25 protein-coding genes and 3 riboswitches are annotated in these 24297 nt (G+C 73.7%); of the genes, 17 read left to right on the top strand and 8 right to left on the bottom strand.

Annotation, left to right across the window (positions count from 1 at the left end; all coding sequences use genetic code 11):
* The first annotated feature begins 24 nt into the window (after positions 1-24).
* A riboswitch (cobalamin riboswitch) is annotated at positions 25-226 on the top strand.
* A 127-nt stretch (positions 227-353) separates the two neighbouring features.
* Genes HNP73_RS19755 through cbiB form a run of 4 tightly spaced genes read left to right on the top strand, consistent with a single transcriptional unit; the run spans position 354 to position 4130 of the window.
* Complete coding sequence (locus tag HNP73_RS19755) at positions 354-1361, top strand: ABC transporter substrate-binding protein (protein ID WP_184154183.1); 1008 nt, start codon at positions 354-356, stop codon at positions 1359-1361.
* On the top strand, positions 1358-2365 hold the full coding sequence (locus HNP73_RS19750; protein ID WP_184154180.1) for a FecCD family ABC transporter permease: 1008 nt from the start codon (positions 1358-1360) through the stop codon (positions 2363-2365). The genes HNP73_RS19755 and HNP73_RS19750 overlap by 4 nt, the downstream gene beginning before the upstream one ends.
* Positions 2362-3177, top strand: a complete 816-nt coding sequence (locus tag HNP73_RS19745) for an ABC transporter ATP-binding protein (protein ID WP_184154177.1) — start codon at positions 2362-2364, stop codon at positions 3175-3177. The genes HNP73_RS19750 and HNP73_RS19745 overlap by 4 nt, the downstream gene beginning before the upstream one ends.
* The gene (gene cbiB, locus HNP73_RS19740; RefSeq protein WP_184154174.1) at positions 3174-4130 is read left to right on the top strand and encodes an adenosylcobinamide-phosphate synthase CbiB; all 957 of its coding nucleotides are present in this window, start codon (positions 3174-3176) and stop codon (positions 4128-4130) included. The genes HNP73_RS19745 and cbiB overlap by 4 nt, the downstream gene beginning before the upstream one ends.
* Here cbiB and HNP73_RS19735 read toward each other — a convergent pair.
* Genes HNP73_RS19735 through HNP73_RS19715 form a run of 5 tightly spaced genes read right to left on the bottom strand, consistent with a single transcriptional unit; the run spans position 4114 to position 7705 of the window.
* Entirely contained in the window at positions 4114-5589 is a 1476-nt protein-coding gene (locus HNP73_RS19735) for a cobyric acid synthase (protein ID WP_184154171.1), read from the bottom strand. The genes cbiB and HNP73_RS19735 overlap by 17 nt on opposite strands.
* 34 nt (positions 5590-5623) lie before the next feature.
* Entirely contained in the window at positions 5624-6265 is a 642-nt protein-coding gene (gene cobO, locus HNP73_RS19730) for a cob(I)yrinic acid a,c-diamide adenosyltransferase (protein ID WP_221288894.1), read from the bottom strand.
* Entirely contained in the window at positions 6262-6774 is a 513-nt protein-coding gene (gene cobU, locus HNP73_RS19725; protein ID WP_184154165.1) for a bifunctional adenosylcobinamide kinase/adenosylcobinamide-phosphate guanylyltransferase, read from the bottom strand. Before cobU ends, cobO begins: the two co-directional genes overlap by 4 nt.
* A complete protein-coding gene (locus tag HNP73_RS19720) occupies positions 6767-7513 on the bottom strand; it encodes a CbtA family protein (protein ID WP_184154162.1) in 747 nt (248 codons plus the stop codon). Before HNP73_RS19720 ends, cobU begins: the two co-directional genes overlap by 8 nt.
* 15 nt (positions 7514-7528) lie before the next feature.
* The gene (locus HNP73_RS19715) at positions 7529-7705 is read right to left on the bottom strand and encodes a CbtB domain-containing protein (protein ID WP_184154159.1); all 177 of its coding nucleotides are present in this window, start codon (positions 7703-7705) and stop codon (positions 7529-7531) included.
* A 38-nt stretch (positions 7706-7743) separates the two neighbouring features.
* Positions 7744-7929: riboswitch (cobalamin riboswitch) on the bottom strand.
* Between the two features lie 78 nt (positions 7930-8007).
* Positions 8008-8203: riboswitch (cobalamin riboswitch) on the top strand.
* Between the two features lie 33 nt (positions 8204-8236).
* Between HNP73_RS19715 and HNP73_RS19710 the strand changes: the two genes are divergently transcribed.
* Genes HNP73_RS19710 through HNP73_RS19680 form a run of 7 tightly spaced genes read left to right on the top strand, consistent with a single transcriptional unit; the run spans position 8237 to position 16321 of the window.
* The gene (locus tag HNP73_RS19710; RefSeq protein ID WP_184154155.1) at positions 8237-8656 is read left to right on the top strand and encodes a DUF1636 family protein; all 420 of its coding nucleotides are present in this window, start codon (positions 8237-8239) and stop codon (positions 8654-8656) included.
* Positions 8653-9696, top strand: a complete 1044-nt coding sequence (gene cobW / locus HNP73_RS19705; RefSeq protein WP_184154148.1) for a cobalamin biosynthesis protein CobW — start codon at positions 8653-8655, stop codon at positions 9694-9696. Before HNP73_RS19710 ends, cobW begins: the two co-directional genes overlap by 4 nt.
* A complete protein-coding gene (gene cobN, locus HNP73_RS19700; protein WP_184154145.1) occupies positions 9696-13049 on the top strand; it encodes a cobaltochelatase subunit CobN in 3354 nt (1117 codons plus the stop codon). The genes cobW and cobN overlap by 1 nt, the downstream gene beginning before the upstream one ends.
* Positions 13046-14167 (top strand): precorrin-3B synthase, encoded by a 1122-nt coding sequence (locus tag HNP73_RS19695; protein WP_184154142.1) that lies wholly within the window; start codon positions 13046-13048, stop codon positions 14165-14167. The genes cobN and HNP73_RS19695 overlap by 4 nt, the downstream gene beginning before the upstream one ends.
* Positions 14164-14787: a precorrin-8X methylmutase gene (locus HNP73_RS19690; RefSeq protein WP_343063373.1), complete on the top strand. Its 624-nt coding sequence runs from the start codon at positions 14164-14166 to the stop codon at positions 14785-14787. Before HNP73_RS19695 ends, HNP73_RS19690 begins: the two co-directional genes overlap by 4 nt.
* On the top strand, positions 14784-15509 hold the full coding sequence (locus HNP73_RS19685; RefSeq protein WP_184154137.1) for a precorrin-2 C(20)-methyltransferase: 726 nt from the start codon (positions 14784-14786) through the stop codon (positions 15507-15509). Before HNP73_RS19690 ends, HNP73_RS19685 begins: the two co-directional genes overlap by 4 nt.
* On the top strand, positions 15506-16321 hold the full coding sequence (locus tag HNP73_RS19680; RefSeq protein WP_184154135.1) for a precorrin-3B C(17)-methyltransferase: 816 nt from the start codon (positions 15506-15508) through the stop codon (positions 16319-16321). Before HNP73_RS19685 ends, HNP73_RS19680 begins: the two co-directional genes overlap by 4 nt.
* On the opposite strand, the gene HNP73_RS19675 is transcribed toward HNP73_RS19680, so the two are convergent.
* The gene (locus tag HNP73_RS19675) at positions 16288-17049 is read right to left on the bottom strand and encodes a cobalt-precorrin-6A reductase (protein WP_184154133.1); all 762 of its coding nucleotides are present in this window, start codon (positions 17047-17049) and stop codon (positions 16288-16290) included. The genes HNP73_RS19680 and HNP73_RS19675 overlap by 34 nt on opposite strands.
* Here HNP73_RS19675 and cbiE point away from each other — a divergent pair.
* The 6 genes from cbiE to cobF are packed head-to-tail and all read left to right on the top strand — an operon-like array spanning position 17048 to position 22375.
* Entirely contained in the window at positions 17048-18322 is a 1275-nt protein-coding gene (cbiE, locus tag HNP73_RS19670; RefSeq protein WP_184154131.1) for a precorrin-6y C5,15-methyltransferase (decarboxylating) subunit CbiE, read from the top strand. The genes HNP73_RS19675 and cbiE overlap by 2 nt on opposite strands.
* A complete protein-coding gene (locus HNP73_RS19665) occupies positions 18319-18684 on the top strand; it encodes a cobalamin biosynthesis protein (protein ID WP_184154129.1) in 366 nt (121 codons plus the stop codon). The genes cbiE and HNP73_RS19665 overlap by 4 nt, the downstream gene beginning before the upstream one ends.
* Positions 18681-19445, top strand: a complete 765-nt coding sequence (cobM, locus tag HNP73_RS19660; protein WP_184154126.1) for a precorrin-4 C(11)-methyltransferase — start codon at positions 18681-18683, stop codon at positions 19443-19445. Before HNP73_RS19665 ends, cobM begins: the two co-directional genes overlap by 4 nt.
* Positions 19442-20254, top strand: a complete 813-nt coding sequence (gene cobA / locus HNP73_RS19655) for a uroporphyrinogen-III C-methyltransferase (RefSeq protein ID WP_184154123.1) — start codon at positions 19442-19444, stop codon at positions 20252-20254. The genes cobM and cobA overlap by 4 nt, the downstream gene beginning before the upstream one ends.
* Positions 20251-21558: a cobyrinic acid a,c-diamide synthase CobB gene (locus HNP73_RS19650; protein WP_184154120.1), complete on the top strand. Its 1308-nt coding sequence runs from the start codon at positions 20251-20253 to the stop codon at positions 21556-21558. The genes cobA and HNP73_RS19650 overlap by 4 nt, the downstream gene beginning before the upstream one ends.
* Before the next feature lie 4 nt (positions 21559-21562).
* Entirely contained in the window at positions 21563-22375 is an 813-nt protein-coding gene (cobF, locus tag HNP73_RS19645; protein WP_184154117.1) for a precorrin-6A synthase (deacetylating), read from the top strand.
* Here cobF and cobD read toward each other — a convergent pair.
* Both cobD and HNP73_RS19635 read right to left on the bottom strand, forming a co-directional pair.
* On the bottom strand, positions 22279-23268 hold the full coding sequence (gene cobD / locus HNP73_RS19640; protein ID WP_184154671.1) for a threonine-phosphate decarboxylase CobD: 990 nt from the start codon (positions 23266-23268) through the stop codon (positions 22279-22281). The genes cobF and cobD overlap by 97 nt on opposite strands.
* Before the next feature lie 45 nt (positions 23269-23313).
* Positions 23314-24297, bottom strand: a complete 984-nt coding sequence (locus HNP73_RS19635) for a GHMP family kinase ATP-binding protein (RefSeq protein WP_343063372.1) — start codon at positions 24295-24297, stop codon at positions 23314-23316.

Below are 24297 nucleotides of genomic sequence, written 5' to 3'. Positions count from 1 at the left end.
CGCATTGACAGGCGGACACCGGCACGTCATTCGGGGCGCGCCGGTGTCCGAAAGGACGAAGAGGGAATTCGGGGGCTCGTCGTCAGGACGGGCCAGACCGGAGCCGCCCCCGCGACTGTAAGCGGTGAGGTATCTGCCGACATGCCACTGGGGCGCTCGACCCCGGGAAGGCGGCAGATGCCCGAGACCCGCAAGCCAGGAGACCTGCCGGCGCAGGAACCATAACCCGGGCGGGGTGGCCCGGAGGGGGATGGGAATGCGCGCAGCAGACCTGTCGTGCGATCCGCATGCCGTCGGCCGGCATGAGGCGCATGACCTCTCCAAGTCTCTCCGGCCTGTCGCAAGGAGAGTCCATGCGCGCCCTCTGCAGTCTCGCGGCCCTCGCCGCCTTCACCACCGCGGCCCACGCGGAGGCGACGACCTATCCCCTGACCGTTCAGAACTGCGGCGTGGAGGTAACCTTCGACGCGGCGCCCGCCTCGACCGTCTCGCTCGGCCAGATGGCGACCGAAATCCTCTACGCGCTCGATCTCGCCGACAAGGTGAGCGGCACCGGCATCTGGTTCAGCGACGTCCTGCCGGAGTTCACGGACGTGAACGCCCGCGTCGAGCGGCTGGCCGACAACGACCCGAGCTTCGAGAGCATCGTCGCGAAGCGCCCCGCCCTCGTCATCGCCCAGTACGAGGGGCACGTCGGCCCGCAGGGCAGCATCGCCACCCGCGAGCAGTTCGGCGACCTCGGGATCCAGAGTTACATCCTGCCCACCGACTGTATCGGCAAGGACAACACCAGGGGGGCCGACGGCACACGCCTCGCGCCCTTCAGCACCGACATGCTCTACGAGACGATCGACGAGCTTGCTGCGATCTTCGACGTGCAGGACAAGGGCGCCGAACTCGTCGCCAGTCTCCGTGCCCGCGAGAGCGCGGCGCGGGAGAAGGTCGCGGCGATGAAGATCGACGACATCTCGGCGGTCTTCTGGTTCTCCTCGCCGGAACTCGATCTTGACCCGTTCGTCGCCGGCCAAAAGGGCGCGCCCGGCTACATCATGGACACGCTCGGCGTGAAGAACGTCATCGCCTCCGACGAGGAGTGGCCGACCGTGGGCTGGGAAACGATTGCCCGCGCCAATCCGACGGTGATCGTCGCCGCCGAGATGACCCGTCGCCGCTTCGGGGCCGACGACATCGACAAGAAGCGCGGCTTTCTCGCCAGTGATCCGGTGGCGAGCCAGATGGAAGCGGTGAAGAACGGCCGCATCGTCGCGATGGTCTCGGACGCCATGGAGCCCGGCATCCGCGTCATCGGCGGTATCGAGCAGCTCGCCGACGCGCTCACCTCCTACGGCCTCGCCAATTGAGGCCGCTTGCCGCCGTCCTCCTGGCAACGGGTGCCATTCTCGCCGCGCTCGCCCTCGGGGCGGCGTTCGGCGAGACGGCGATTCCGCTCGGGATCGTGGCGAAGACGGCGGCGAACCACCTCTTCGGCGCCGGTTTCGCGGTCAATCCGATCGACGCCGGCATCGTCTGGGACTACCGGCTGGCACGCGCCGTCGTCGCCGCCTGCTGCGGCGTGGCGCTGGCGCTCTCGGGCGTCGTGCTGCAGGCGCTGCTCAGGAACGCCCTCGCCGATCCCTACGTCCTCGGGATCTCGGCCGGCGCCTCCACCGGCGCCGTCACCGTGGCGATCCTCGGGGTCGGCGCGGGCGCGCTTTCGCTGTCGGCGGGGGCGTTTCTCGGCGCGCTCATGGCGTTCGGCATCGTCGCGCTGCTGGCAAGGGCGGCCGGCAGCGGTGCCGGCGCGGTGATCCTCGCCGGGATCGCCGGATCGCAGCTCTTCAACGCGCTCACCTCCTTCATCGTCACCCGCTCCGCCAACGCCGAGCAGGCGCGCGGGATCATGTTCTGGCTGCTCGGCAATCTCAGCGGCGCCCGCTGGACCGACGTGGCGCTGACGCTCCCCGTCGCCGCCACCGGCGCGCTCGTCTGCCTCCTGCAGGTGCGCGCCCTCGACGCCTTCACCTTCGGTGCCGATTCCGCCGCGTCGCTCGGCGTGCCGGTGCGGGCGACGCAGATCCTGCTGGTCAGCACGGCCGCGCTGATGACCGCCGTCATGGTGTCGATCGTTGGCTCGATCGGCTTTGTCGGCCTCGTCATCCCGCACGCCGCCCGCTTTCTCGTCGGCGCGCGGCACTGGCGGCTCGTTCCGGTCTCGGCGGTGATGGGCGCGGTCTTCCTCGTCGCCTGCGACATCGCGAGCCGGGTGATCGTGCCGGGGCAGGTGGTTCCGATCGGCGTCGTCACCGCGCTGATCGGCGCGCCGATCTTCGCGCTCATCCTGATCCGTGCCCGGCGGCTCACATGACGCTCACTGCAAGCAGCCTCGGCCGCGACGCCGGCGGACGCGCGATCCTCGACGGCATCGACCTGACGGTCGCGCCCGGCGAGCGGCTCGGCATCGTCGGTCCGAACGGCTCGGGCAAGTCGACCCTGCTGCGGCTCCTCGCCGGGATCGCCCGGCCGAGCCGGGGCGAGGTGCGTCTCGGCGGCGTGCCACTGCAGCGGCTCACGCGCCGGGACATTGCGCGTCGACTGGCCTTCGTCGAGCAGCAGGCCGAAACCGCAGACCGCCTGACGGTGCGCGACGCGGTCGAGCTTGGCCGGACGCCGCACCTGAGCGCGCTCCGGCCGTTCGGGGAGGCCGATACCCGCGTCGTGAACGCCGCACTGGAGCGCGTCGACATGGCGTCATTCGCCGGCCGCCTCTGGCACACGCTCTCGGGCGGCGAGCGTCAGCGGACGCATCTCGCCCGGGCTCTGGCGCAGGAGCCCGCCATTCTCTTGCTCGACGAGCCGACCAACCACCTCGATATCCGGCATCAGGTCGCGCTCCTCGCCCTTGTCCGCCGCCTGCCGGTGACGGCGGTGATGGCGCTGCACGACCTCAACCACGCGAGTGCGTACTGCGACCGGGTGCTCGTCCTGCGCGGCGGCCGCATCGCCGGGCTCGGGGCGCCCGCCGAGGTGCTGACGCCCGCGACGATCCGGGCCGTCTTCGGTGTCGAGGTCACGGTGCACACCGACCCCGGGGATGGTACGCGCAGCCTGCTGGTCAAAGGCCACATCCCGTTCGGAGAGACCCCCGAGATGACGCACGTCACTGGCGCGGCCAGATGATCGCCCTCCTGCCCCTCCTCGCGATGCTCTGTGAACTGCTGACCGGCTATCCCGATGCGCTTTACCGCCGCATCGGGCATCCTGTCGTCTGGATCGGGGCGCTGATCCGGGCGCTCGAGCGCGGGCTCAACACCGGATCCGACCTGCGGCGGAGGGTCGGCGGCGTGGTGACGCTGCTGGCGGCAATCGCGGCGGCCGTCGTTGCCGCGGGCATCTGCACCATGGTCCTCTCCGGGTCGCTCGGGCCGGTGCTGCTGGCCGTCGTCGCGGGGAGCCTGATCGCGCAGCGGAGCCTCGGGCAGCACGTCCGCGCCGTGGCGATCGCCCTTGAGGAGGGCGGGCTTGCCGCCGGGCGAACGGCGGTCTCGCAGATCGTCGGGCGCGACCCGGAGGCGCTCGACGTCGCCGGAGTGTCGCGCGCGGCGGTGGAGAGTCTGGCGGAAAACTTCTCGGACGGCGTTGTCGCGCCGGTCGTCTGGATGACGATCGCCGGCCTGCCGGGTGCCGCGGCCTACAAGGCGATCAACACCGCCGACAGCATGATCGGCCACCGGAACGCGCGATACGGCGCGTTCGGCTGGGCTTCCGCGCGCCTCGACGATCTGGTGAACCTGCCCGCGTCCCGGCTGGCGGCGCTGCTGCTGGTGCTGGCGGCGGTGATCGTGCCGGGCGCGTCCGCGCGGGGCGCGCTCCGGGCGATCTGGCGCGATGCCGGGCGGCACCGCTCGCCGAACGCCGGCTGGCCCGAGGCGGCGATGGCCGGCGCGCTCGGCTTCGCCCTCGCGGGTCCGCGCAGCTACGGGGGCGTCACGGTCGATGACGCGGTGATGGGCGCCGGCGGCCGGCGCGATCTCGGGCCGGGCGACATCCGCCGCGCGCTCCGGCTCTACTGGGTCGCCGACGGGCTGATGGCGGCCGGGCTGGCGGGTGTCGTCGTCATCGGGCTAGCCTGAGAAGCGCGTCGAGGTCGAGATGCGTCTCGAGATGCCGGGCGACCGCGTCGAGTGCCGCCTCGACCCCGGCCTCGTAGCTCGTGCCTGACGCAGTGGCGCCGAGCCGCGAGAGCCACGCGCCACGCTGGGCGTCATCGGCGAAGATACCGTGAACATAGGTGCCCGAGACACGCCCGTCCGCCGAGGTCGCGCCCTCCGCGCGGCCGTCGGCGAGCGTGGCGAACGGGCGGGAGCGGTCGGAGCCGTCGGTCCGGCCCATGTGCATCTCGTAGCCGGAGAAAGCCGCGCCGTCTGACGTCTGGCCCGTGACGGTCGCGAGGCGCTTGTCGCGCGTCAGGTCGGTCGCCACGTCGAGAAGGCCGAGGCCGGGGTGGACGCCGGGCGCGCCCTCGATGCCCAGAGGATCGGCGATCGACCGGCCGAGCATCTGATACCCGCCGCAGAGACCAAGGACATGGCCGCCGCGACGGACATGCGCGGCGATGTCGATGTCAAAGCCCGCGGCGCGCAGGGCGGCGAGATCGGCGAGGGTGGATTTCGAGCCGGGCAGGAGCACCAGCGCGGCATCGCCGGGCAGCGCGCCGCCGGGGCGAACCCGGACGAGATCGACCGCTGGCTCGGCGGCGAGCGGGTCGAGATCGTCGAAGTTCGCGATGTGCGGCAGGATCGGGACGGCGATACGCACTGTGCCGCCCGACCCGGTCTCACGGTCCCCGGTCTCACGGTCCCGCTCAAGGGCCAGTGCATCCTCCGCCGGCAGCCGCCCCGCCTCGGGCGTATGCGGCACGAGCCCGATCGGCGCCCAGCCCGTCCGCTCGGCGATGAGCGTCATGCCGTCGCGAAAGAGCCCCGGGTCGCCCCGGAACCGATTGACGATGAAGCCGCGGATCAGCGCGGCATCCTCGGGGGCAAGGACCGCTCCCGTGCCGACGAGGCTCGCGATCACCCCGCCCCGGTCGATGTCGCCGATGAGCACGACCGGGGCGCCGGCCGCGCGGGCGAAGCCCATGTTCGCGATGTCGTTGGCGCGAAGATTGACCTCCGAGGCGCTGCCCGCCCCCTCGACGAGGACGAGATCGGCCTCGTCGCGAAGCCGCCCGAAGCTCTCGAGGACGGCGGGCAGCAGCGTGCCCTTGCGGTGCTGCCAGTCGCGCGCGGAGGAATTGCCCGCGACCCGGCCGTGGACGACGACCTGCGCCCCGACATCGCTCTGCGGCTTGAGGAGGATCGGGTTCATGTGGACCGTGGGCGCGACGCGGGCCGCGCGGGCCTGCAGCGCCTGCGCCCGGCCGATCTCGCCACCGTCGACGGTGACGGCGGCGTTGTTCGACATGTTCTGCGGCTTGAAGGGCCGGACGCGCAGACCACGGTTCGTGTAGGCCCGCGCGAGACCGGCGACGATCAGCGACTTGCCGACGTCCGAGCCGGTGCCCTGAAACATGAGGGTACGGGCGGCCATGCTCAGCGCCGCTTCGCCTGTGCGGGGAGCAGCGTCAGAACTCGATCCCCGCCTGAGCCTTCACGCCGGCGGCGAAGGGATGGCGGACGAGCGTGAACTCCGTGACGAGATCGGCAACGTCGGTGAGCGCGGGCTTCGCGTTCCGGCCGGTGACCACCACGTGGAGATCCGGGCGGCGCCCGGCAAGCGCGGCGACCACCCGGTCAAGGGCGAGGTAGTCGTAGCGGAGCGCGATGTTGAGCTCGTCGAGGACGAGAAGCGCAATCGTCGGATCGGCCATCAGCGCCTCGACCTGCTCCCACGCCCGTTCGGCGGCGGCGACGTCGCGGCGAAGGTCCTGCGTCTCCCAGGTGAAGCCCTCGCCCATCGAGTACCACGCCACGCGATCGCCGAACGCCCCCAGCGCCCGGCGCTCGCCGGTCTCCCACGCACCCTTCACGAACTGCACGACCCCGACCCGGTGGCCGTGGCCGAGCATCCGGAGCGCGAGGCCGAAGGCGGCGGTCGACTTGCCCTTGCCCGGGCCGGTGTGCACCAGCAGCAGGCCCTTCTCGATGGTCTTGCTGGCGACCTCGGCGTCCTGCACGGCCTTGCGCTTCGCCATCTTCGCCTTGTGCCGCTCGGCGGCGGCATCGCCGATCCCGGCAGCGGTCTCGGTCTCGGACTCGGACATCATTTCACCTCGACGGGAATGCCGGCCACCGTCAGAACGACCCGGTCGGCCGTGGCGGCGACCCGCTGGTTCAGCCAGCCGGCGGCGTCGCGAAACCGGCGGGCGAGGGGGTTCTCCGGCACGATGCCGAGGCCGACCTCGTTCGCGACCACCACCCAGTGCCCGCGCGGCCGGGCGAGGGTGGCGGCGAGGCGGGCCGCCTCGGTCTCCGCGTCGTGACCGGCGAGCAGGACGTTCGAGAGCCAGAGCGTCAGGCAGTCGACGAGGACCGGCCGGCCGCCCGGAACCGCACCGAGGACCGCGGCGATCTCCAGCGGCTCCTCGACGGTCTCCCAGCCATCGGTGCGGCGGGCACGGTGATCGGTGATCCGGTCGCGCATCTCGTCATCAAACGCCTGCGCAGTGGCGATGTAGAGCCACGGCGCGGGCCGCGCCGTGACGAGGCCCTCGGCGAAGCGGCTCTTGCCGGAGCGCGCGCCGCCAAGGACGAGGGTGAGGGACGACTTAGGCAAGGCGCGGCTGCGGCGCGCCGAGTTCGGCCGCGAAGCGTGGACGCAGGACTGCGACGGCGTAGCCGAGCAGCGGCCAGAAGACGAGGTTCGTGACGGTCACCGCGACGACGAAGCGGTGATGCAGATCCTCGGGAACCAGCGACTCGTGCGACGCCGGCTGCGGCGCGCCGATGAGGTGCGGCACGACGAGCACTGCCAGCCCGAGGAAGGCGAGCCCCGGCCCGCGACCCCAGACGATGAGCGCGAGACCTCCGGCGGTGGCGGCGACGGTGCCCACCCACCAGATCTGGCGTGGCGTGAGCTCCGCCGCTGGCATCCCCGGCAGCTCCGGTGGCAGACCGAGCCCCGGCGCGAGGGTGAAGACCGCGAACCCCGCGAGCCCCCAGAGGAACCCCTCTCGCCAGCTGCGGATGCCGCCAGCGAACTCCGAGGCCGCGACGAGGAGCAGGCCGAAGCCGATCGCGGTCACGACATTGGCGACAGCGGTCAGGCCCATGCGCTGAAAGCCGTCGGCCGGCTGCCATTCGTCGCCGCCGTGGTGGTGTTCCTCCACCGCTGCGGCCGCGTGATCGTGGTGATGGTGGTCCGCCTCTGCCGCGACAGCGGGGGTGGCGGTCTCATAGGTCTCCGCCTGCAGGATCAGTGGTACGGTGGCGAAGAACTGGAGGATCGTCATCGCGATCGCGACGAGGATGCCGGACGCTGCCGCCAGAAGCAGCATGTTGCGAAGCGCGCTCATGTCGATCGATCCCGCTCAGTGGCAGGGGAAGGCCATCGAGTGCCGGAAGTCGTGACCCGCATTGTGCGCCACCGTCATGTGCGAGAAGCCGACCATGCCGACGATGAAGGCGCCGAGCGCCGCCGCGATCAGGCGCGGCATCACGAGCGAGGACGATGAAGCGGAAGCGCTCGTTGAAGAAGTCGTAGCCATAATCAAGACCCTTTCGCCCTCCACCCGAGGGCCGCTGGAGACAAATCGATTCGCCGGCAGGTCTCCTGGCTTGCGGGTCACGGCCCTGGCCTCACCTTCCCGGGATGGTCCCCAGTGGTCATGAGAGGCAGGACTCGCCGCTTACAGTTGCGGGGGCAGCCGCGGATTCTCACCGCATTCCCTCGTGGTTCCCTTGCGGAAACACCGACGCCCCAAGGTTAGCGGAAACGCCGGCAGCGGCAAGCCGATTGTGCCCGCGCGCGGCACGTCAGGCCGCGTTGACTTTGCGCCGCAGCAGGCCGTAGAGAGCGGCCACTGACGGTCAATCCCCGCGAGGGGAGAGGGAATGCGGTGCGCCGGTCTTTGGCAACTCCGCAGCTGTACCCGCAACTGTAGGCGGTTAGTGCCGGCCAATTGCCACTGGGGCATGTGCCCCGGGAAGGCGGTCCGGCGCGACGATCCGCGAGCCAGGAGACCTGCCGTCGACCGAATTTCGTCCGCCCGGCGGGTCTACCTGGGCAAGGAGTGTGCATGGCAAGTCCCCTTCCGTCACCGACGGATCCGCCCGTCACCGTGGCCGAAGCGGGCGCGGTCACCGTGCTCGTCTGCTCGTCCTGCCGGCGCACCGGCGACGGGCCGGAGACGCCGCGTCCGGGCACCCGTCTCGCCGATGCGCTTGGGGCCGAGGCCTGCCCCGGGGTGAGCGTGCGGCGGGTGGCCTGCCTCGGCAACTGCACCCGGGGGCTCTCGGCCGCGATCTACCGCGAAGGCTGCTGGACCTATGTGTTCGGCGGCCTCGACGAAGGCTCCTCCGGCGACCTCCGCGAAGGTGCGCGGCTGTTCGCTGGCGCAAGCGACGGCTTCATGCCGTGGCGCGGCCGGCCCGAGGCCCTGAAGCGCGGCCTGATCGCCCGGGTTCCTCCCATCGACCTCCTGAAGGACTTGCCATGACCGATCCTGCTGCGAACCGGGGCCGCGTGCCCTGCACCATCGTCACCGGCTTCCTCGGTGCCGGAAAGACCACGCTCATCCGCCACCTGCTGGAGAATGCCGGCGGGCGCCGGATCGCCGTCGTCGTCAACGAATTCGGTGACGTGGGCATCGACGGCGAGGTGCTGAAGGGCTGCGGCATCGAGAGCTGCCCGGAGGAAAACATCGTCGAGCTGGCGAACGGCTGCATCTGCTGCACCGTCGCCGACGACTTCGTACCGGCCCTCGACCAGATCCTCGCGCGGGGCGACGTCGACCACATTCTGATCGAGACGAGCGGCCTCGCGCTGCCAAAGCCGCTGGTGCAGGCGTTCCAGTGGCCCGGCGTGAAGACCCGCGTGACCGTTGACAGTGTCGTCGCGGTGGTGGACGGGCCCGCGCTCGCCGAGGGCCGCGTCGCGCAGGACCTCGAGGCGCTTGCGGCGCAGCGGGCGGCGGACAGCTCGCTCGACCACGACGATCCGGTCGAGGAGGTGTTCGGCGATCAGGTGGCCTGTGCAGACCTCATCGTGCTCTCCAAGGCCGACCTGCTGGACGCGGTCGCGCGGGAGACGGCCGAGGCACGGGTGGCGCGCCATCTCGGCCGGGCGGTGAAGGTGGTGCCCGCCGAGCGCGGCCGCGTCGATCCGGCGATACTGCTCGGGCAGGGGTTGGCGGTCGAGGACCTGATCGACGGACGCCGGACCGCGCACGACGACGAGCCCGAACACGACCACGACGATTTCGACAGCTTCATCATCGACCTGCCGCCGGTGGCGCGGCCGGAGGATCTGGCGGCGAAGGTGGCCCGGGCGGCGGAGGCCTGCGACGTGCTGCGCGTGAAGGGCTTCGCGGCGGTGGAGGGCAAGCCCATGCGCCTTCTGGTGCAGGCGGTCGGCCCGCGGGTATCGCACCACTACGACCGGCGCTGGGCCGAGGGTGAGGTTCCGGGCACCCGGCTCGTGGTGATCGGGCTGAAGGGTCTCGACCGGGCCGCCGTGGAGCGGATGCTCGCAGCCTGATGCACATCCTCAACGTCACGACCGCATCGCTGGACGACCTGATCGAGCCCGTGGATCTCGGGCAGGCGCCAGCGGAGCTTGTGGCGGCGAGCTTTTCCGACAGCGACCTCGCGGCTCTGGCGGGCGCGTGGGACGCCGGGATGCCCGAGTTGCGGCTCGCGGCGCTGCGCGACCTCCGGCATCCGATGTCCGTCGATCTCTGGGTCGACGGCGTGGCCGCTCGGGCGCGGGCGGTACTGGTGCGCCTCCTCGGCGGCCACGACTGGTGGGAGTACGGCTGCGAGCGGCTCTCGGCGGTGGCCCGCGAGCGCGGGATCGCGCTCGTTCTCCTGCCGGGGGAGTGCCGCGAGGACGATCCGCGGCTTGCCGCGCTCTCGACCGCAACGCGGGACGACCGGGCGGGGCTGCTCGCCTGCTTCCGCGAGGGCGGGCCGCAGAACATGCGCGCCGCGCTCCTGCAACTCGCCCGGATCGGCGGACGAGACGAGGCCGCACCGTCCGCGCGCCCGCTGCCGCGCGTCGGCATCTATCTGCCCGGCGAAGGGGTTCGCGGGCTCGATGCCGCCCCGACCGCTCACGCCCCGACCGCTCACGCCCGGACCGCGCATGTCGCGAACGCGCAACCGCTGGTCGCGGTTCTCTTCTATCGCTCGATGCTCCACGCAAACGATCACGCCCCGATCGATGCGCTCGCCGCCGCGCTCGCCGCCGAGGGGCTGGCAGCGCTGCCGGTCTTCGTCCCGAGCCTGCGCGACGCGGACGTCCTCGCCGCGATCGAGCCGGCACTGCGCCGCGCCGGGGTCGCCGCGATCGTCACGGCGACGGCCTTTGCCGCGGGCGAGGACGCCGGGATGTTCGCCCGGCTCGGGGTGCCGGTCTTTCAGGTGGTGCCGGCGACCACGCGCGGCGAGGCCTGGGCCGAGGGGCAACGCGGGCTGGTGCCGGCCGATCTCGCCATGCACGTCGTCCTGCCGGAGCTCGACGGGCGCATCCTCGCGGGTGCCATATCGTTCAAGGAAACCCGGCCGCTCGATGCGGCGCTCGGCCTCCGCCTGCAACGCAACCGCCCCGAGCCCGACCGGGTGGCGCAGGTCGCGCGGCGGATCGCCTCGCACCTGCGCCTCGCCGCGACGCCGCCCGCCGAGCGGCGGCTGGCGATCCTCGTGCCGGACTATCCCGCGGCCACCGGCCGGGCCGGCTACGCCGTCGGCCTCGACGTGCCGGCCAGCGTCCTCGCCATGCTCGCCGACCTGAAGGCCGCCGGCCACGACGTCACCGACATCCCCGAGACCCCGCGCGAGCTGATGGCGCTCATCGGCCGCGCACGCCCCTCGCTCACCCGCGCGGACTACGCCCGCCTCGCGGCGCGCGTGCCCGCAGCGGCGATGGCGGACGTCGTCGCCGCATGGGGCGAACCGGAGGCAGACGCCCCGTCCGGCATGTTCGGCGTGCGCTTCGCCCGCTTCGGCAAGGTGACCGTGGCCTTCGCGCCCGACCGGGGGCAGAGCCTCGACCGGCGGGTCGAGTACCACGACCCGAGCCTGCCGCCGCGTCACGCGCTCGTCGCGTTCGGCCTCTGGCTGCGTGAGGTGGAGGGCGTCCATGCCCTCGTCCACGTGGGCGCCCATGGTACCCTCGAATGGCTGCCGGGCAAGACCGTGGCGCTCACCGAGACCTGCTTCCCGGAGGTCGTCGCCGGCGCCCTGCCGGTCATCTACCCGTTCATCGTCTCGAACCCGGGCGAGGCGGCGCAGGCGAAGCGGCGCATCGGTGCGGTGACGATTGGCCACCTGACCCCGGTTCTGACCGGGGCGGGCCTGACGGACGCCGAGCGCTCGCTCGAGCGGCTGGTGGACGAATACGCCCAGGCCGACGGCCTCGACCGGCGGCGCCGCGACCGTCTGGCGGGCCTGATCGTCGCCACCGCCCGCGAGACCGGCCTCGCGGTGGAGGCCGGCGTCAACGACTCCGACGACCCCGGGGCGGCGCTGGTCAGGATCGACGCATGGCTCTGTGATCTCAAGGACTTCGCGATCAAGGACGGCCTGCACGTCTACGGCCGGAGCGCGCCGGGCGAGGCGCCCGAGCGCGTTGCCTCGGCCGACGCCGAGCGGACGGCGCTGCTCCGCGCGCTCGACGGACGCTTCGTGGCGCCGGGACCGGCGGGCACGCCGGAGCGCGGACGGCGCGACGTGCTGCCGACCGGGCGCAACCTCTTCGCCGCCGATCCCCGGACGCTGCCGACGCCGACCGCCTTCGCGCTGGGCAAGGCGGCGGCGGACGAAACCCTCCGGCGCTTCCAGCAGGAGCATGGCGACTGGCCGCGCTCCCTCGTCATCGACCTCTGGGGCAGCGCCAGCCTGCGCACCGGCGGCGAGGCGATCGCGCAGGGGCTGGCACTCCTCGGCTGCCAACCCGTCTGGGACGCAGCCACGGCACGGGTCACCGGCATCGAGGTGCTGCCGCCGGCCGCGATCGGGCGGCCGCGGGTGGATGTGACCTGGCGGATATCGGGCCTCTTCCGCGACATGTTCGAGGCGCAGATCGCGCTTCTCGACGCCGCCGTCGCGGCCGTCGCGGCACGCGAGGAAAGCCCGGAGGAGAACCCTCTTGTCGCGGCAGGGCCGCATCCGCGGCGGATCTTCGGCTCGGCGCCCGGGACCTATGGTGCCGGCGCGGAGGAGCTGCTGCAGGACGGGCGCTGGGAGGCACAGGCCGAGCTTGGCGCGGCCTACCTCGCGGCGGGCTCGCATGCCTTCGGCGGCGTACGCGGCGAGGGCGAGGCGGCCGACGGCGCCTTTGCCGAGCGGGTGGCGACGGCGGAATTGCTGCTCCACGCCCATGACGACCCGGCGCGCGACATCCTCGAAGGCTCGGCCGACGTGGCCTTCGTCGGCGGCTTCGCGGCGGCGGTGGCGGCACTCGGCGGCAAGGCAGACCTCGTGGTGCTCGACACGACCGACCCGGCCCGGCCGCGCGCGCGCTCGCTCGTGGAGGCGGTGACTCGGGTGGTGCGGGCACGGGCGACGAACCCGCGCTTCATCGCCGGACAGCTCCGCCATGGGCCGCGCGGCGCCGCGGAGTTCGCCGAGACGGTCGACCGGCTGATCGGTTTTGCCGAAACCACCGACGCGGTGCCTGAACGGCTGATCGAGGCGGTGCACGCGGCCTATCTGGAAGACCCGGACGTGCGCGACTTCCTGTTGCGCGAAAACCCGGCGGCGGCCCGGGCGATTGCCGGGCGCTTCGCGGACGCGCGGCGCCGGGGGCTCTGGCATCCGCGCCGGAACAGCATCGACGACGACCTTGCGGCGCTCATCGCCGAGGCCACTGCGCTCGAGGCGCGAACATGACCGCCGCGCTGCGCCGGGACGCCTGCCCGAGCCTCACCGCGCCGATGCTGACCGGCGACGGCTGGCTCGCGCGCCTCACCTTCACCGACGGACTGAGCGGGGAGGGCCTCGCCGGCCTCGCGGCGGTGGCGGCGCGGCTCGGCAACGGGCTGATCGAGGTGACCTCGCGCGGCAGCCTGCAACTGCGCGGCCTTGCCCAGGGCGCGAAGCTCGCCGAGGCGCTGGCGCCGCTCGGGCTGCCGCTCGCCGAGGGCCTGCCGGTGGTGACGAGCCCGCTCGCCGGGCGCGATCCGGCCGAGGCGGCCGACCCGCGCCCGCTGGCAGCGACTCTCCGGGCGTTTGCCGGGCCGCTGCCACCGAAGGTGACGGCGCTCGTTGACGGCGGCGGCGCCTTCCCGCTCGACGCGGTGCCGGCGGACGTGCGGCTTCTCCGGGTGGCTGGCGGCTGGCGGATCGGTGTCGGCGGGACGGCGCGGACGGCGCGGTGGCAGGACGTCTGCGACGCGGACACTGCCATCGCGCAGGCATGCGATCTGCTGACGCGGATATCCCGCGAGGCTCGGCGCGGGCGCGATCTCGACGGTCTCGGCGTCGCGCCCGCACCGGCGCTCCGCCCGGCCGGCGCGCCGGTCGGCCGCTTCGGCCTGCGCGAGGACATCGCGCGCGCCGTCGCCTTCCCGTTCGGCTCGGCGGAGAGCGGCGCGGTCGCCGCGCTCGCCGCAGCGGCCGGCGCCGCACGGCTCTGCCCGGCGCCGGGACGCGCGCTCGTCGCGGTGGAGCTGACAGTGGCGGACGAGGCGGCCTTTGTCGGCGCGGCCACGCGCCTCGGCTTCATCACCGACCCGGGCGACCCCCGGCTTGCAATCGCGGCCTGCGCCGGGGCGGCCTGCGCCTCGGGGCGGCTCCCGGCGCGGGCGATCGCGGCCCGGATTGCTGCCGAACGCCCGGACATGACGGACGGCCTGCACCTGCACGTCTCGGGCTGCCCGAAGCGCTGCGCGCAGCCGGCCGGGCCGGCGGTGACCCTGCTGGCCGACGAATGCGGGACGCGCGTCACCGGAGACGGGCGCGGCGTCCCGGCGGACCTGGAACAATACCTTCTGGAGGTGGCGAGGTGAGCGGAGAATACCTTCGGGACGGAACTGCGATCTACGAGCGATCCTTCGCGATCATACGTGCGGAGGCGGATCTTGCGCGCTTCTCGCCCGAGGAGGCGGACGTCGCGGTGCGGATGATTCACGCCTGCGGGCTGGTCGAGGCGGCGGCGGCGTTCCGCTTCTCACCGGGCTTCGTGGCGGCGGCGCGCGCGGCGCTGGCGGCGGGCGCGCCGATCCTCTGCGACGCCGAGATGGTGGCGCACGGGGTGACGCGCGCCCGCCTGCCGGCGGGGAACGAGGTGATCTGCACGCTGCGCGACCCGCGCACCCCCGGCCTCGCGGCGGAGCTTGGCACCACGCGCTCGGCGGCGGCGCTGGAGCTCTGGCGCGACCGGCTCGGTGGCTCGGTGGTGGCGGTCGGCAATGCGCCGACCTCGCTCTTCCACCTCATGGACATGCTTGGCGCCGGGGCACCCCGGCCAGCGGCGGTGATCGGAATGCCCGTCGGCTTCGTCGGCGCGGCCGAATCCAAGGACGCGCTGGCGGCGACCGACCTGCCCCACGCGGTGGTGCTCGGGCGGCTCGGGGGCAGCGCCATGACGGCGGCGGCGGTGAACGCGCTCGCGAGGGCAGGGATATGAGTGGCCGGCTGATCGGCGTCGGCACCGGGCCGGGGGACCCGGGGCTCCTGACGGTGAAGGCAGTGCGCGCGCTGGGCGACGCCGACGTCGTGGCGTGGTTCGCCAAGGCCGGCCGGCGCGGCAACGCCCGCGCGACGGTGGAGGGGCTGTTCCGGGCGGACGCGGTGGAACTGCCGCTGCCTTATCCGGTGACGACCGAGATCCCGGTCGCCGATCCGCGCTACGGCGCCGCCATCACCGGCTTCTTCGTCGAGGCGGCGGCGGCGGTCGAGGCGCATCTCGCCGAAGGGCGCACGGTGGCGGTGCTGAGTGAGGGCGACCCGCTGTTCTACGGCTCGTACATGCACCTCCACGTCCGCCTCGCGCCGCGCTACCCCGCCGAGGTCATCCCCGGCATCACCGCCATGTCGGGCTGCTGGAGTCAGGCGGGCCTGCCGCTGGTGCAGGGCGACGATGTGCTGAGCGTGCTGCCGGGCACGCTGCCCGAGGCCGAGCTGACCCGGCGCCTCATCGACAGTCCGGCGAGCGTCATCATGAAGGTCGGCCGCAACCTCGCGACCATCCGCCGGGCGCTGGCCGGGGCCGGCAAGCTCGGGCGCGCGGTCTACGTCGAGCGCGGCACCATGGAGCAGTCGCAGATGACGCCGCTCGCGGCCAAGCCCGACGACGTGGCGCCCTACTTCTCGCTGGTGCTGGTGCCCGGCTGGGAGGACCGGCCTTGAGCGGCCGGGTTGATGGACCGGCCGTTAGCGGCCGGGTTGAAGAACCGCCCACGCCCGGCCGGCTGGTGGTGGTCGGTCTCGGGCCGGGGCCGGAGGCGCAGCTGACCGGCGCGGCGCGTGCGGCGCTCGCCGGGGTGACGGATGTCCTCGGCTACGGGCCTTATGTCGCCCGCGTGGCGCTGGCCCCCGGTCAGACGGCGCATGCCACCGACAACCGCGCGGAAATCGAGCGCGCGCGCACGGCCCTCGCCCTCGCCGCAGGTGGCCGGGCGGTGGCGATGGTCTCGGGCGGCGATCCGGGCGTCTTCGCCATGGCGGCGGCGGTCTGCGAGGCGGTGGAGCACGGGCCGGAGGCCTGGCGGCGGCTGGAGGTCGAGATGGTGCCCGGCGTCACCGCGATGCTCGCCGTCGCCGCGCGCTGCGGCGCGCCGCTCGGGCACGACTTCTGCGCGCTGTCGCTCTCGGACAATCTCAAGCCGTGGGAGACCGTCGAGGCGCGGCTCCGCGCGGCGGCCGGGGCGGGGTTCGTCCTCGCCCTCTACAACCCCGCGAGCCGGGCACGGCCGTGGCAGCTCGGCCGGGCCTTCGCGGTGCTTGGCGAGGTGCTGCCGGCGGAAACGCTGGTGATCTTCGGCCGCGCCGCGCTCCGGCAGGACGAGCGGATCGAGGTGACGAGCCTCGGAGCCGCCGACCCGGGCCGCGCCGACATGGCGACCTGCGTCATCATCGGCTCGACCGAGACACGCGTGGTGCCGCGGCCGGGACTGCCGCCGCTCGTCTACTCGCCACGCTCGGCAGGGCCGGCAAGGTGACGTCCGATCGCCGCCAGCGCGTCCTCGACGGTTTCCACGGCCTCCGGGCCGGCGGGCCGCTCGACCATGACGACCGGGATGCCGAGCGCCCGCGCCGCGGCGATCTTGCCGTATGTGGCGTCACCGCCGCTGTTCTTCGTGACCACCACCTCGATGCCGTGGCGAGCGAGGAACGCCCGCTCCGCCGCTTCGTCGAACGGCCCGCGCGCCAGCAGCACCTCCGCCCCGTCGGGCAGCGCGCCCGCCTCGGGCGGCTCGATGCTGCGCACGAGGTAGCGATGCCCCGGCGCCGCCCGAAACGCCCCGACCTCCTGCCGGCCGATGGCGAGCAGCACGCGCTTCGGCACGCCGCCAAGCGCGTCGGCGGCGGCCGCGAGATCCGGCACGCCGGTCCAGCGATCGCCGGCCTCCCGCTTCCAGCCCGGACGGCGCAGGGTGACGAGCGGCACGCCAGCGACGCGCGCCGCAGTGAGCGCATTCTCCGAGATCCGGCGCGCAAAGGGATGCGTCGCGTCGACGAGCACGCGCACCGCCTCGGCCGCGATCCAGCCGGCGAGCCCGCCCGCTCCGCCGAACCCCCCCACCCGGACGTCGCAGTCGGGCAGCACCGGCGCGCGCGTCCGGCCCGCGAGGGAATAGGTCAGGCGCTGGCCGGCCAGGCGCTGGCCGGTCAGCCGCTCCGCCAGCGCCCGCGCCTCGCCGGTTCCGCCAAGGATGAGGATGTGCATGCAGCCTTCTAGCCCGCCGCCCCTTGCCGCGACAGACCCCAGATCGCTCACCACCCGATGGCTCACGATCGTCGGGATCGGCGAGGACGGCCCGGACGGCCTCGGACGCGCCGCCCGCGAGGCGATCGCCGCCGCCGCGGTCGTCTTTGGTGGCGCGCGCCACCTCGCGCTCGCGGGGCCGCTCATCACCGGCGAGGCGCGGGCCTGGCCGACACCGTTTGACACCGCGCCGGTGACCGCGCTCCGCGGGCGGCGCGTCTGCGTCCTCGCCTCGGGCGATCCGTTCCGGCATGGGGTCGGGGCCACGCTCGCGCGCCGCGTCGACCCGGCCGAGATGACCGTCCTGCCCGCGCCTTCGGCCTTCAGCCTCGCGGCAGCGCGCCTTGGCTGGCCACTGGCCGAGGTCGAGGCGATCTCGCTCCACGGCCGCCCCGAGGCGCTGATCCGCCCGCTCCTCCACCCCGGCACCCGCATTCTCGCGCTCACCTCCGACGGGGACGCGCCCGCCCGCGTCGCCCGGCGGCTCACCGCCACCGGCTTCGGCCCGTCGCGCCTCCACGTCCTCGAAGCCCTTGGCGGCCCGGACGAGCGTCACCACACCGCCCGCGCCGCGGATCTCGGCGACGCTCGGTTCGCGGCGCTCAATCTCCTCGCCGTCGAGGTCGAGGCAGGGGAGGACGCGCAGATCCTCCCGCTCGGCGGGCTCGACGACGGGCTCTTCGAGCACGACGGCCAGATCACCAAGCGCGAGGTGCGCGCGGTGACGCTCGCGGCACTCGCTCCACGCCGGGGCGAACTCCTCTGGGACGTGGGCGCGGGTGCCGGCTCGGTCGCGATCGAGTGGATGCTCCGGCACCCCTCGCTCCGCGCCATCGCCATCGAGGCCGACCCGGAGCGCGCCGCCCGGATCCGGCGCAATGCCGAGGTGCTCGGGACGCCCGGGCTCGACGTGCGCGAGGGCAGGGCACCCGCCGCCCTCGCCGGGCTGCCACCCCCGGACGCGATCTTCCTCGGCGGCGGCGGCGCTGGCGGCGGCACTGGCGACGGCACTGGCGCGGGCCTCCTCGACACGCTGACCGCCGTCCTGCCCGGCGGCGGCAGGCTCGTCGCCAATGCCGTCACGCTCGAAATGCAGGCACTCCTCACCGCGACCGCCGGACGGCTCGGCGGCGCCCTCGTCACGGTCTCGATCGCGCGCGCCGGCCCGGTCGGCGGCATGTCCGCTTGGCGCCCGGCGATGCCGGTGGTGCAGTGGTCCTGGGTGAAGCCATGAGGGTCGCGGGGCTCGGCAGCCAGCGCGGCGTCACCGCCGCCGAAGTCATCGCGGCTGTCGAAGCGGCGCTTCCGGCGGCGGGCGGGCCGCTCGACGCGCTGGCCGTGCTGCCGGCCAAGGCGTCGGAGCCTGGCATCGCCGAGGCGGCGCGCCGGCTCCGCCTGCCGCTCGTCATCACCGAGGCCGCCACCGAGACCCGCCTCGCCAGCCACTCGGACGCCTCGATCGCGGCGACCGGGGCGGGCAGCGCGTCGGAGGCGGCGGCCCTCGGCGCGGCGGGGCCGTCGGCGCGGCTCCTCGGCCCGCGCATCGTCACCGGGCGCGTCACCTGCGCGATCGCCACCACCGGAGAGGCTTCATGACCGTCCACTTCATCGGCGCCGGTCCCGGCGCCGCCGATCTCATCACGCTCCGGGGCCGCGACCTGCTGGCCCGCTGCCCTGTCTGCCTCTACGCCGGCTCGGTGGTGCCCGCGGCGCTGCTCGACCACTGCCCGCCCGGCGCGCGGCGGATCGACACCGCGCCGCTGTCGCTCGACGAGATCGAGGCGGAGTTCGCCGCCGCCCATGCCGCCGGGCTCGACGTGGCACGGCTGCACTCCGGCGATCTCTCGATCTGGAGCGCGGTCGCCGAGCAGACCCGGCGGCTCGACGCGCGCGGCATCCCGTGGACGCTGACCCCCGGGGTGCCGTCCTTCGCCGCCGCCGCCGCGACGCTCGGGCGCGAGCTGACCATCCCCGAGGTCGCGCAGAGCCTCGTCCTCACCCGCGTCTCCGGGCGCGCCTCGGCCATGCCGCCCGGCGAGACGCTGGCGGGCTTCGGCGCCACCGGTGCCACCCTCGCGGTACACCTCGCGGTGCACGCCCTGCCGCGCGTCGTCGCCGAGCTGACACCGCTCTATGGCCGCGACTGCCCGGTCGCCATCGTCGTCCGCGCCACATGGCCCGAGGAGCGGGTGGTCCGCGGCACGCTCGCGTCAATCGAGGCGGCGGTGGCCGCCGATCCGATCGACCGGACGGCGATCATCTTTGTCGGGCCGGGACTGGCGGCGGAGGGCTTCCGCGAGAGCGCCCTCTACGACGCGGCCTATCAGCGGCGCTTTCGCGGACGTGAGGGGATATGAGCCAGATCGCGGATGCACTGGCGCGGCTCGCGCCGGACTTTCCTTCCTTCGAGCCGGGGCATGTCTGGCTCGCGGGCGCAGGTCCCGGCGGCCTCGGCTGCCTGACGCTTGATGTGGTGGCAGCACTCGCGGCGGCGGACGCGGTCGTCTACGACGCGCTGGTCGATCCGGGCGTCCTGCGGGCCTGCGAGGGTGCGGCGCTCAGCTTCGTCGGCAAGCGCAGTGGCCAGCCGTCGACGCCGCAGGCCGAGATCAACGCGCGCCTCATCGCCCTCGCCCGCGAGGGCAAGCGCGTGCTGCGCCTGAAAGGCGGCGATCCCAACATCTTCGGCCGTGGCGGCGACGAGGCGCTGGCGCTGGCGCGCGCCGGGATCGCGTTCCGGGTGCTGCCGGGCGTCACCTCGGGCTTCGCGGCGCTCGCGGCGGCGCGGATCCCTGCGACCCGGCGCGGCGTGAGCCGGGCGCTGATCCTCGCCACCGGTCACGCCACGGACGATGCGGGCGGCGCGGACCTCGACTGGGCGGCGCTGGCCCGCACCGGGCAGCCGATCGTGATCTACATGGGGCTGGGCTCGCTTCCGGCGATCGCGGGCGCGCTCGTCGCCGGCGGCCTCGCGCCCTCGACGCCGGCGGCGGTGATCGCCTCGGCGACCTGGCCCGATGAGCGGATCGTCGTCGCCGATCTCGCCACCATCGCCGCGCGGGTGGCGGAGGAGGGCGTGCGCGCCCCGGCGGTGATCGTCGTCGGCGCGATCGTCGCCCTGCGGGATGAACTCATCGCCGTGGCGGCGCAGGCGGTGCCCGCGTGAGCGCGCGGGCCTTCATCGTCGGCGCGGCGCGCTCGGGCTCCGGCAAGACCAGCGTCGCGGTCGGCCTGATGCGCGCGCTCGCCCGGCGCGGCCTTGCGGTGCGCGGCGCGAAGTCGGGGCCGGACTACATCGACCCGGGCTTCCACGCGGCGGCGACCGGCGCGCCGGGGGTGAACCTCGACAGCTGGGCGATGCCGCCCGCATTCCTCGGCGCGCTCGCAGCGGCGCAGGCCGAGGCGGATGTGCTGGTGATCGAGAGCGCCATGGGCCTCTTCGACGGCGTCCCCGCCGGCCCGGGCCGCACCGGGGCGGCGGCGGATCTGGCGCGCGCATGGGGCGTGCCGGTCCTGCTCGTGCTCGACGTCTCGGGGCAGTCGCAGACGGCGGCGGCAATCGCGCGCGGCTTCGCGAGCCATGATCCCGGGGTGCGGATCGCCGGGGTCGTGCTCAATCAGGTGGCGAGCGAGCGGCACGAGCGGCTTTGCCGCGCGGCTGTCGAGGCGATCGGCCTGCCGGTGGTGGGCGCTGTGCACCGCAACCCGGACATGGCGCTGCCCGAGCGTCATCTCGGGCTGGTGCAGGCGCGCGAACATGCCGCGCTCGACGCCTTCATCGACCGGCTGGCGGACGTGATGGCGCGCTCGATCGACCTCGACTCGGTGCTCGCGCTCGCCACGCCGCTGGCTGTGACGGGCGACGGATCGGCGGCGCTGCCGCCACCGGGGCAGCGGATCGCGCTGGCCGACGACGCGGCATTCGCCTTCGTCTATCCGCATGTCCTGCGGCACTGGCGCGCGGCGGGAGCCGAGATCCTGCCGTTCTCGCCGCTCGCCAATGAGGCGCCGGACCCTGCGGCGGACGTCTGCTGGCTGCCGGGCGGCTACCCCGAACTGCACGCCGGGCGGCTGGCGGCGTCCGGGCAGTTCCTCGACGGACTGCGCCGCTTTGCCGGGACGCGGCCGGTACATGGCGAGTGCGGCGGCTTCATGGTGCTCGGCCGCGCCATCGAGGACGCGGACGGCGTCACGTACCCGATGGCGGGCCTGCTCGGCCACGTGACGAGCTATGCGAAGCGGCGGATGAACCTCGGCTACCGTCAGGCGCGGCTCCTCGGCGCGACGCCGCTCGGGCCGGCGGGCGCGCGGGTGCGCGGCCACGAATTCCACTATTCCCGCGTCATCGAGACCGGAGACGACGCGGCACTGGCCGAGCTTTCCGACGCCGAGGGCCGCCCCCTCGGTCTTTCGGGCGCGCGCCGGGGCAACGTCTCCGGCAGCTTCTTCCACGCAATCGCATCGGAGTGAGCCCATGCTCGGGATCGTCGTCATCGGCATCGGCACCGGCAACCCGGACCACATGACGGTCGAGGCGATCGGCGCGCTCAACGCCGCCGATCTGGTGCTGATCCCGCGCAAAGGCGCGGCAAAGGGCGATCTCGCCGACCTTCGCCGGGCGATCTGCGAGCGCTTCCTCGAAAACCCCGCCACCCGCATCGTCGAGTTCGACATGCCGGTGCGCGACACCTCCGGCGGCTACCGCGCGGGCGTCGAGGTCTGGCACGCAGCCATCTCCGCCCGCTACCGCCACCTGCTCGACGGCGAGACCGGCACCGCCGCGCTGCTGGTCTGGGGCGACCCCTCGCTCTACGACAGCACGCTGCGCATCCTCGACCTGCTGGCGGCGGGCGGCCTTGCCTTCACCCGGCGGGTGGTGCCGGGGATCACCAGCCTGCAGGTCCTCGCGGCCCGCCACGCCATCCCGCTCAATCATATCGGCGAGCCCGTCGCCATCACCACCGGCCGGCAGCTGGCCACCGGCGGCGCGACTGGCACGACCACCGCCGTCATGCTCGACGGCGACTGCGCCTTCCGCGGCATCGACCCCGAGGGCGTCGAAATCTTCTGGGGCGCCTACCTCGGGATGGAGAACGAGATCCTGATCTCGGGCCCGCTTGCGGACGTGGGCGATGCGATCGTCGCCGCCCGCGCTGAGGCCCGCGCGGCAAACGGCTGGATCATGGACACCTACCTGCTCCGATGCGCGGGCGAGAGCGCGTCCGCCAGCGCCTCCCACTCGGCTTCCGTCCCGGGAAGCCCGAGCCGAAGCCAGCCCGCCGAATAGGGAAAGCTCCGCGACCAGATCCGCCGCCCGGCAAGGAGCGCCTGCGCCGCCCCGGCGTCGCCGGTGTCACAGAGCCGGAAGAGACCCGTCCCGCCCACGACCCGCCAGCCCGCCGCCTCCACCAGCCGGTCGAGCCGGCGCGCATCCGCCGCGAGCCGCACCCGCGTCGCCTCGGCCCACGCGACATCGGCAAGCCCGAGCCGCCCGGCGAAAAGCGCCGGCCCGCTGACCGCCCACGGCCCCGCAAGCTCCCGCAGCACGCTGATCTCCGCATCTGACCCGAGCGCGAAGCCGAGCCGCAGCCCCGCCAGCCCGTAGAATTTGCCAAACGAGCGCAGCACGATCGTCCGCGGCAGACCACCCAGCGCCGGACAGAGCGACCCAGCCGGCTCGGCATCGGCAAAGCTCTCATCGACCACCACGAGCCCGTTGCGCGCCGCCAGCGCGGCAACCGCCTCCCGCGACCAGCAGCGCCCGTCGGGGTTGTTCGGATTGACCACCACCACCGCGTCGAAGCCATCGAGTCCGGCGAGATCGGCCACCTCGCTCACCTGCCATCCCGCGGCCGTGAACGCGGCGGCATGCTCGTTGTAGGTTGGCCCGACCACCCCGACGCGCCCAGCCGGCCGCAGCGCCGGCACCAGCCGGATCGCCGCTTGCGCCCCAGCGAGCGGCAGACAGGCAACCCCAGCGCCCGCGCCATAAGCCGTCCGCGCCACCGCGGCACAGGCGGCGAACTCACCCCGATCGGGCAGCGCCCGCACCACCGCGGCAGGCAGCGGCGGCAACGGCCAGGGCGCGCGGTTGATGCCGGTCGAAAGGTCGATCCAGTCCGCCGGCGCGCCCCCGAAACGCGCGATCGCCGCGCCGAGATCCCCGCCATGATCCCGCATGCCGTGGTCCCGCATGCCTGCTCCTGCCATGAATGTGGCCGAGGCTTACCGCGCGGACAGGGGCCGGCCCAGCCGAAAGTGCCGGACGTCGGCCATGCCAAGCGCCCGCAGGGCGTCGCACGCCTGCCGCGAGCCGCCCCCAGGCGCGAAAAGGAGCCCGCGCGCCGATCCGGTGTGGGCCGCGACGATGCCGAGCGCCCCGAAGCGCCCGGCGGCGGCGAGGAGCCCGCCGAGATCCGGCCCGCCGCGCCGCGCCACGTTACGCCGCGCCGACTCCGTCGCGAGCCCCGCCAGCGTCGCGAGATCACCCCGCAAAGCCGCGGGCCCCCACGCGCTCGCGAGATCGGCAATGTCAGCGAAATCGAGATCGCCCGGATCGGTCCGCACACCCGGACCATGGAAGCCCCCGACGAGCTCCAGCGCGGGCAGCTCCGGCAGCGTCCCGAGCACGAGCGCCCGACGCGGATCCCAGAGCAGACGCGCCGGCGCGGGATGCATCAGCGGGTCCGTCGCCCCCTCAAGCGCGAGGCAGAGTCGCGCCAGCCGCTCCGCTCCGGGCGGGGGGAGGCCGTGCGCCGCGGCAATGACCGCCGCCGCCGCGAGCAAGGCCGCGGTCGAGGAACCCGCCCCGCCCCCCGCGGTCATCTCCGTGCGAAGCACCAGCCCACCGGACGGAACGCCGCCGAGCGCCCGATGAAGCGCTGCCACCTGCGCCCGGTCAATCGGCCACCTGCCGTCGGCGGAGTGAAGCCGGAAAGACCCGGGCCGCAGCTCCGCCGTGACGGAGAGCGGAGGTGCCGGAAGCGTGACGAGGGCCAGCGGCCCGCCGGGGCCGAGCCTGCCTTGCAGCAACTCGCCGAAGTGCCCGGCAACGGACGCCCGTTTCGGGCGGACCCTCGCCGCCATCGCGCGCCGGGGGCGGCGACCACGCACCGGCGCTTCGAGCGGAATTCGGGAGGTCAAGACGCGGGCGATGGCATGGCGGTTCGTGGCGACCGGCTCGTCACGCGGGCGCGTGTCTCGTTGCAC

Origin of the sequence: Amaricoccus macauensis (genome assembly GCF_014201905.1) — a bacterium.
Lineage (GTDB): Bacteria > Pseudomonadota > Alphaproteobacteria > Rhodobacterales > Rhodobacteraceae > Amaricoccus > Amaricoccus macauensis.
The sequence above is the reverse complement of the archived record's forward strand: the minus strand, read 5'-3'. Positions and strand labels throughout refer to the sequence as shown.

What these genes read in the sequence shown, in the direction of transcription:
- HNP73_RS19755 (WP_184154183.1), top strand. Translation starts at nt 354, where the DNA reads ATGCGCGCCCTCTGCAGTCTCGCGGCCCTCGCCGCCTTCACCACCGCG.
- HNP73_RS19745 (WP_184154177.1), top strand. Translation starts at nt 2,362, where the DNA reads ATGACGCTCACTGCAAGCAGCCTCGGCCGCGACGCCGGCGGACGCGCG.
- cbiB (WP_184154174.1), top strand. Translation starts at nt 3,174, where the DNA reads ATGATCGCCCTCCTGCCCCTCCTCGCGATGCTCTGTGAACTGCTGACC.
- HNP73_RS19735 (WP_184154171.1), bottom strand. Translation starts at nt 5,589, where the DNA reads ATGGCCGCCCGTACCCTCATGTTTCAGGGCACCGGCTCGGACGTCGGC.
- cobO (WP_221288894.1), bottom strand. Translation starts at nt 6,265, where the DNA reads ATGATGTCCGAGTCCGAGACCGAGACCGCTGCCGGGATCGGCGATGCC.
- HNP73_RS19720 (WP_184154162.1), bottom strand. Translation starts at nt 7,513, where the DNA reads ATGAGCGCGCTTCGCAACATGCTGCTTCTGGCGGCAGCGTCCGGCATC.
- HNP73_RS19715 (WP_184154159.1), bottom strand. Translation starts at nt 7,705, where the DNA reads ATGGCTACGACTTCTTCAACGAGCGCTTCCGCTTCATCGTCCTCGCTC.
- HNP73_RS19710 (WP_184154155.1), top strand. Translation starts at nt 8,237, where the DNA reads ATGGCAAGTCCCCTTCCGTCACCGACGGATCCGCCCGTCACCGTGGCC.
- cobW (WP_184154148.1), top strand. Translation starts at nt 8,653, where the DNA reads ATGACCGATCCTGCTGCGAACCGGGGCCGCGTGCCCTGCACCATCGTC.
- cobN (WP_184154145.1), top strand. Translation starts at nt 9,696, where the DNA reads ATGCACATCCTCAACGTCACGACCGCATCGCTGGACGACCTGATCGAG.
- HNP73_RS19695 (WP_184154142.1), top strand. Translation starts at nt 13,046, where the DNA reads ATGACCGCCGCGCTGCGCCGGGACGCCTGCCCGAGCCTCACCGCGCCG.
- HNP73_RS19685 (WP_184154137.1), top strand. Translation starts at nt 14,784, where the DNA reads ATGAGTGGCCGGCTGATCGGCGTCGGCACCGGGCCGGGGGACCCGGGG.
- cbiE (WP_184154131.1), top strand. Translation starts at nt 17,048, where the DNA reads ATGCAGCCTTCTAGCCCGCCGCCCCTTGCCGCGACAGACCCCAGATCG.
- HNP73_RS19675 (WP_184154133.1), bottom strand. Translation starts at nt 17,049, where the DNA reads ATGCACATCCTCATCCTTGGCGGAACCGGCGAGGCGCGGGCGCTGGCG.
- HNP73_RS19665 (WP_184154129.1), top strand. Translation starts at nt 18,319, where the DNA reads ATGAGGGTCGCGGGGCTCGGCAGCCAGCGCGGCGTCACCGCCGCCGAA.
- cobM (WP_184154126.1), top strand. Translation starts at nt 18,681, where the DNA reads ATGACCGTCCACTTCATCGGCGCCGGTCCCGGCGCCGCCGATCTCATC.
- cobA (WP_184154123.1), top strand. Translation starts at nt 19,442, where the DNA reads ATGAGCCAGATCGCGGATGCACTGGCGCGGCTCGCGCCGGACTTTCCT.
- cobF (WP_184154117.1), top strand. Translation starts at nt 21,563, where the DNA reads ATGCTCGGGATCGTCGTCATCGGCATCGGCACCGGCAACCCGGACCAC.
- cobD (WP_184154671.1), bottom strand. Translation starts at nt 23,268, where the DNA reads ATGCGGGATCATGGCGGGGATCTCGGCGCGGCGATCGCGCGTTTCGGG.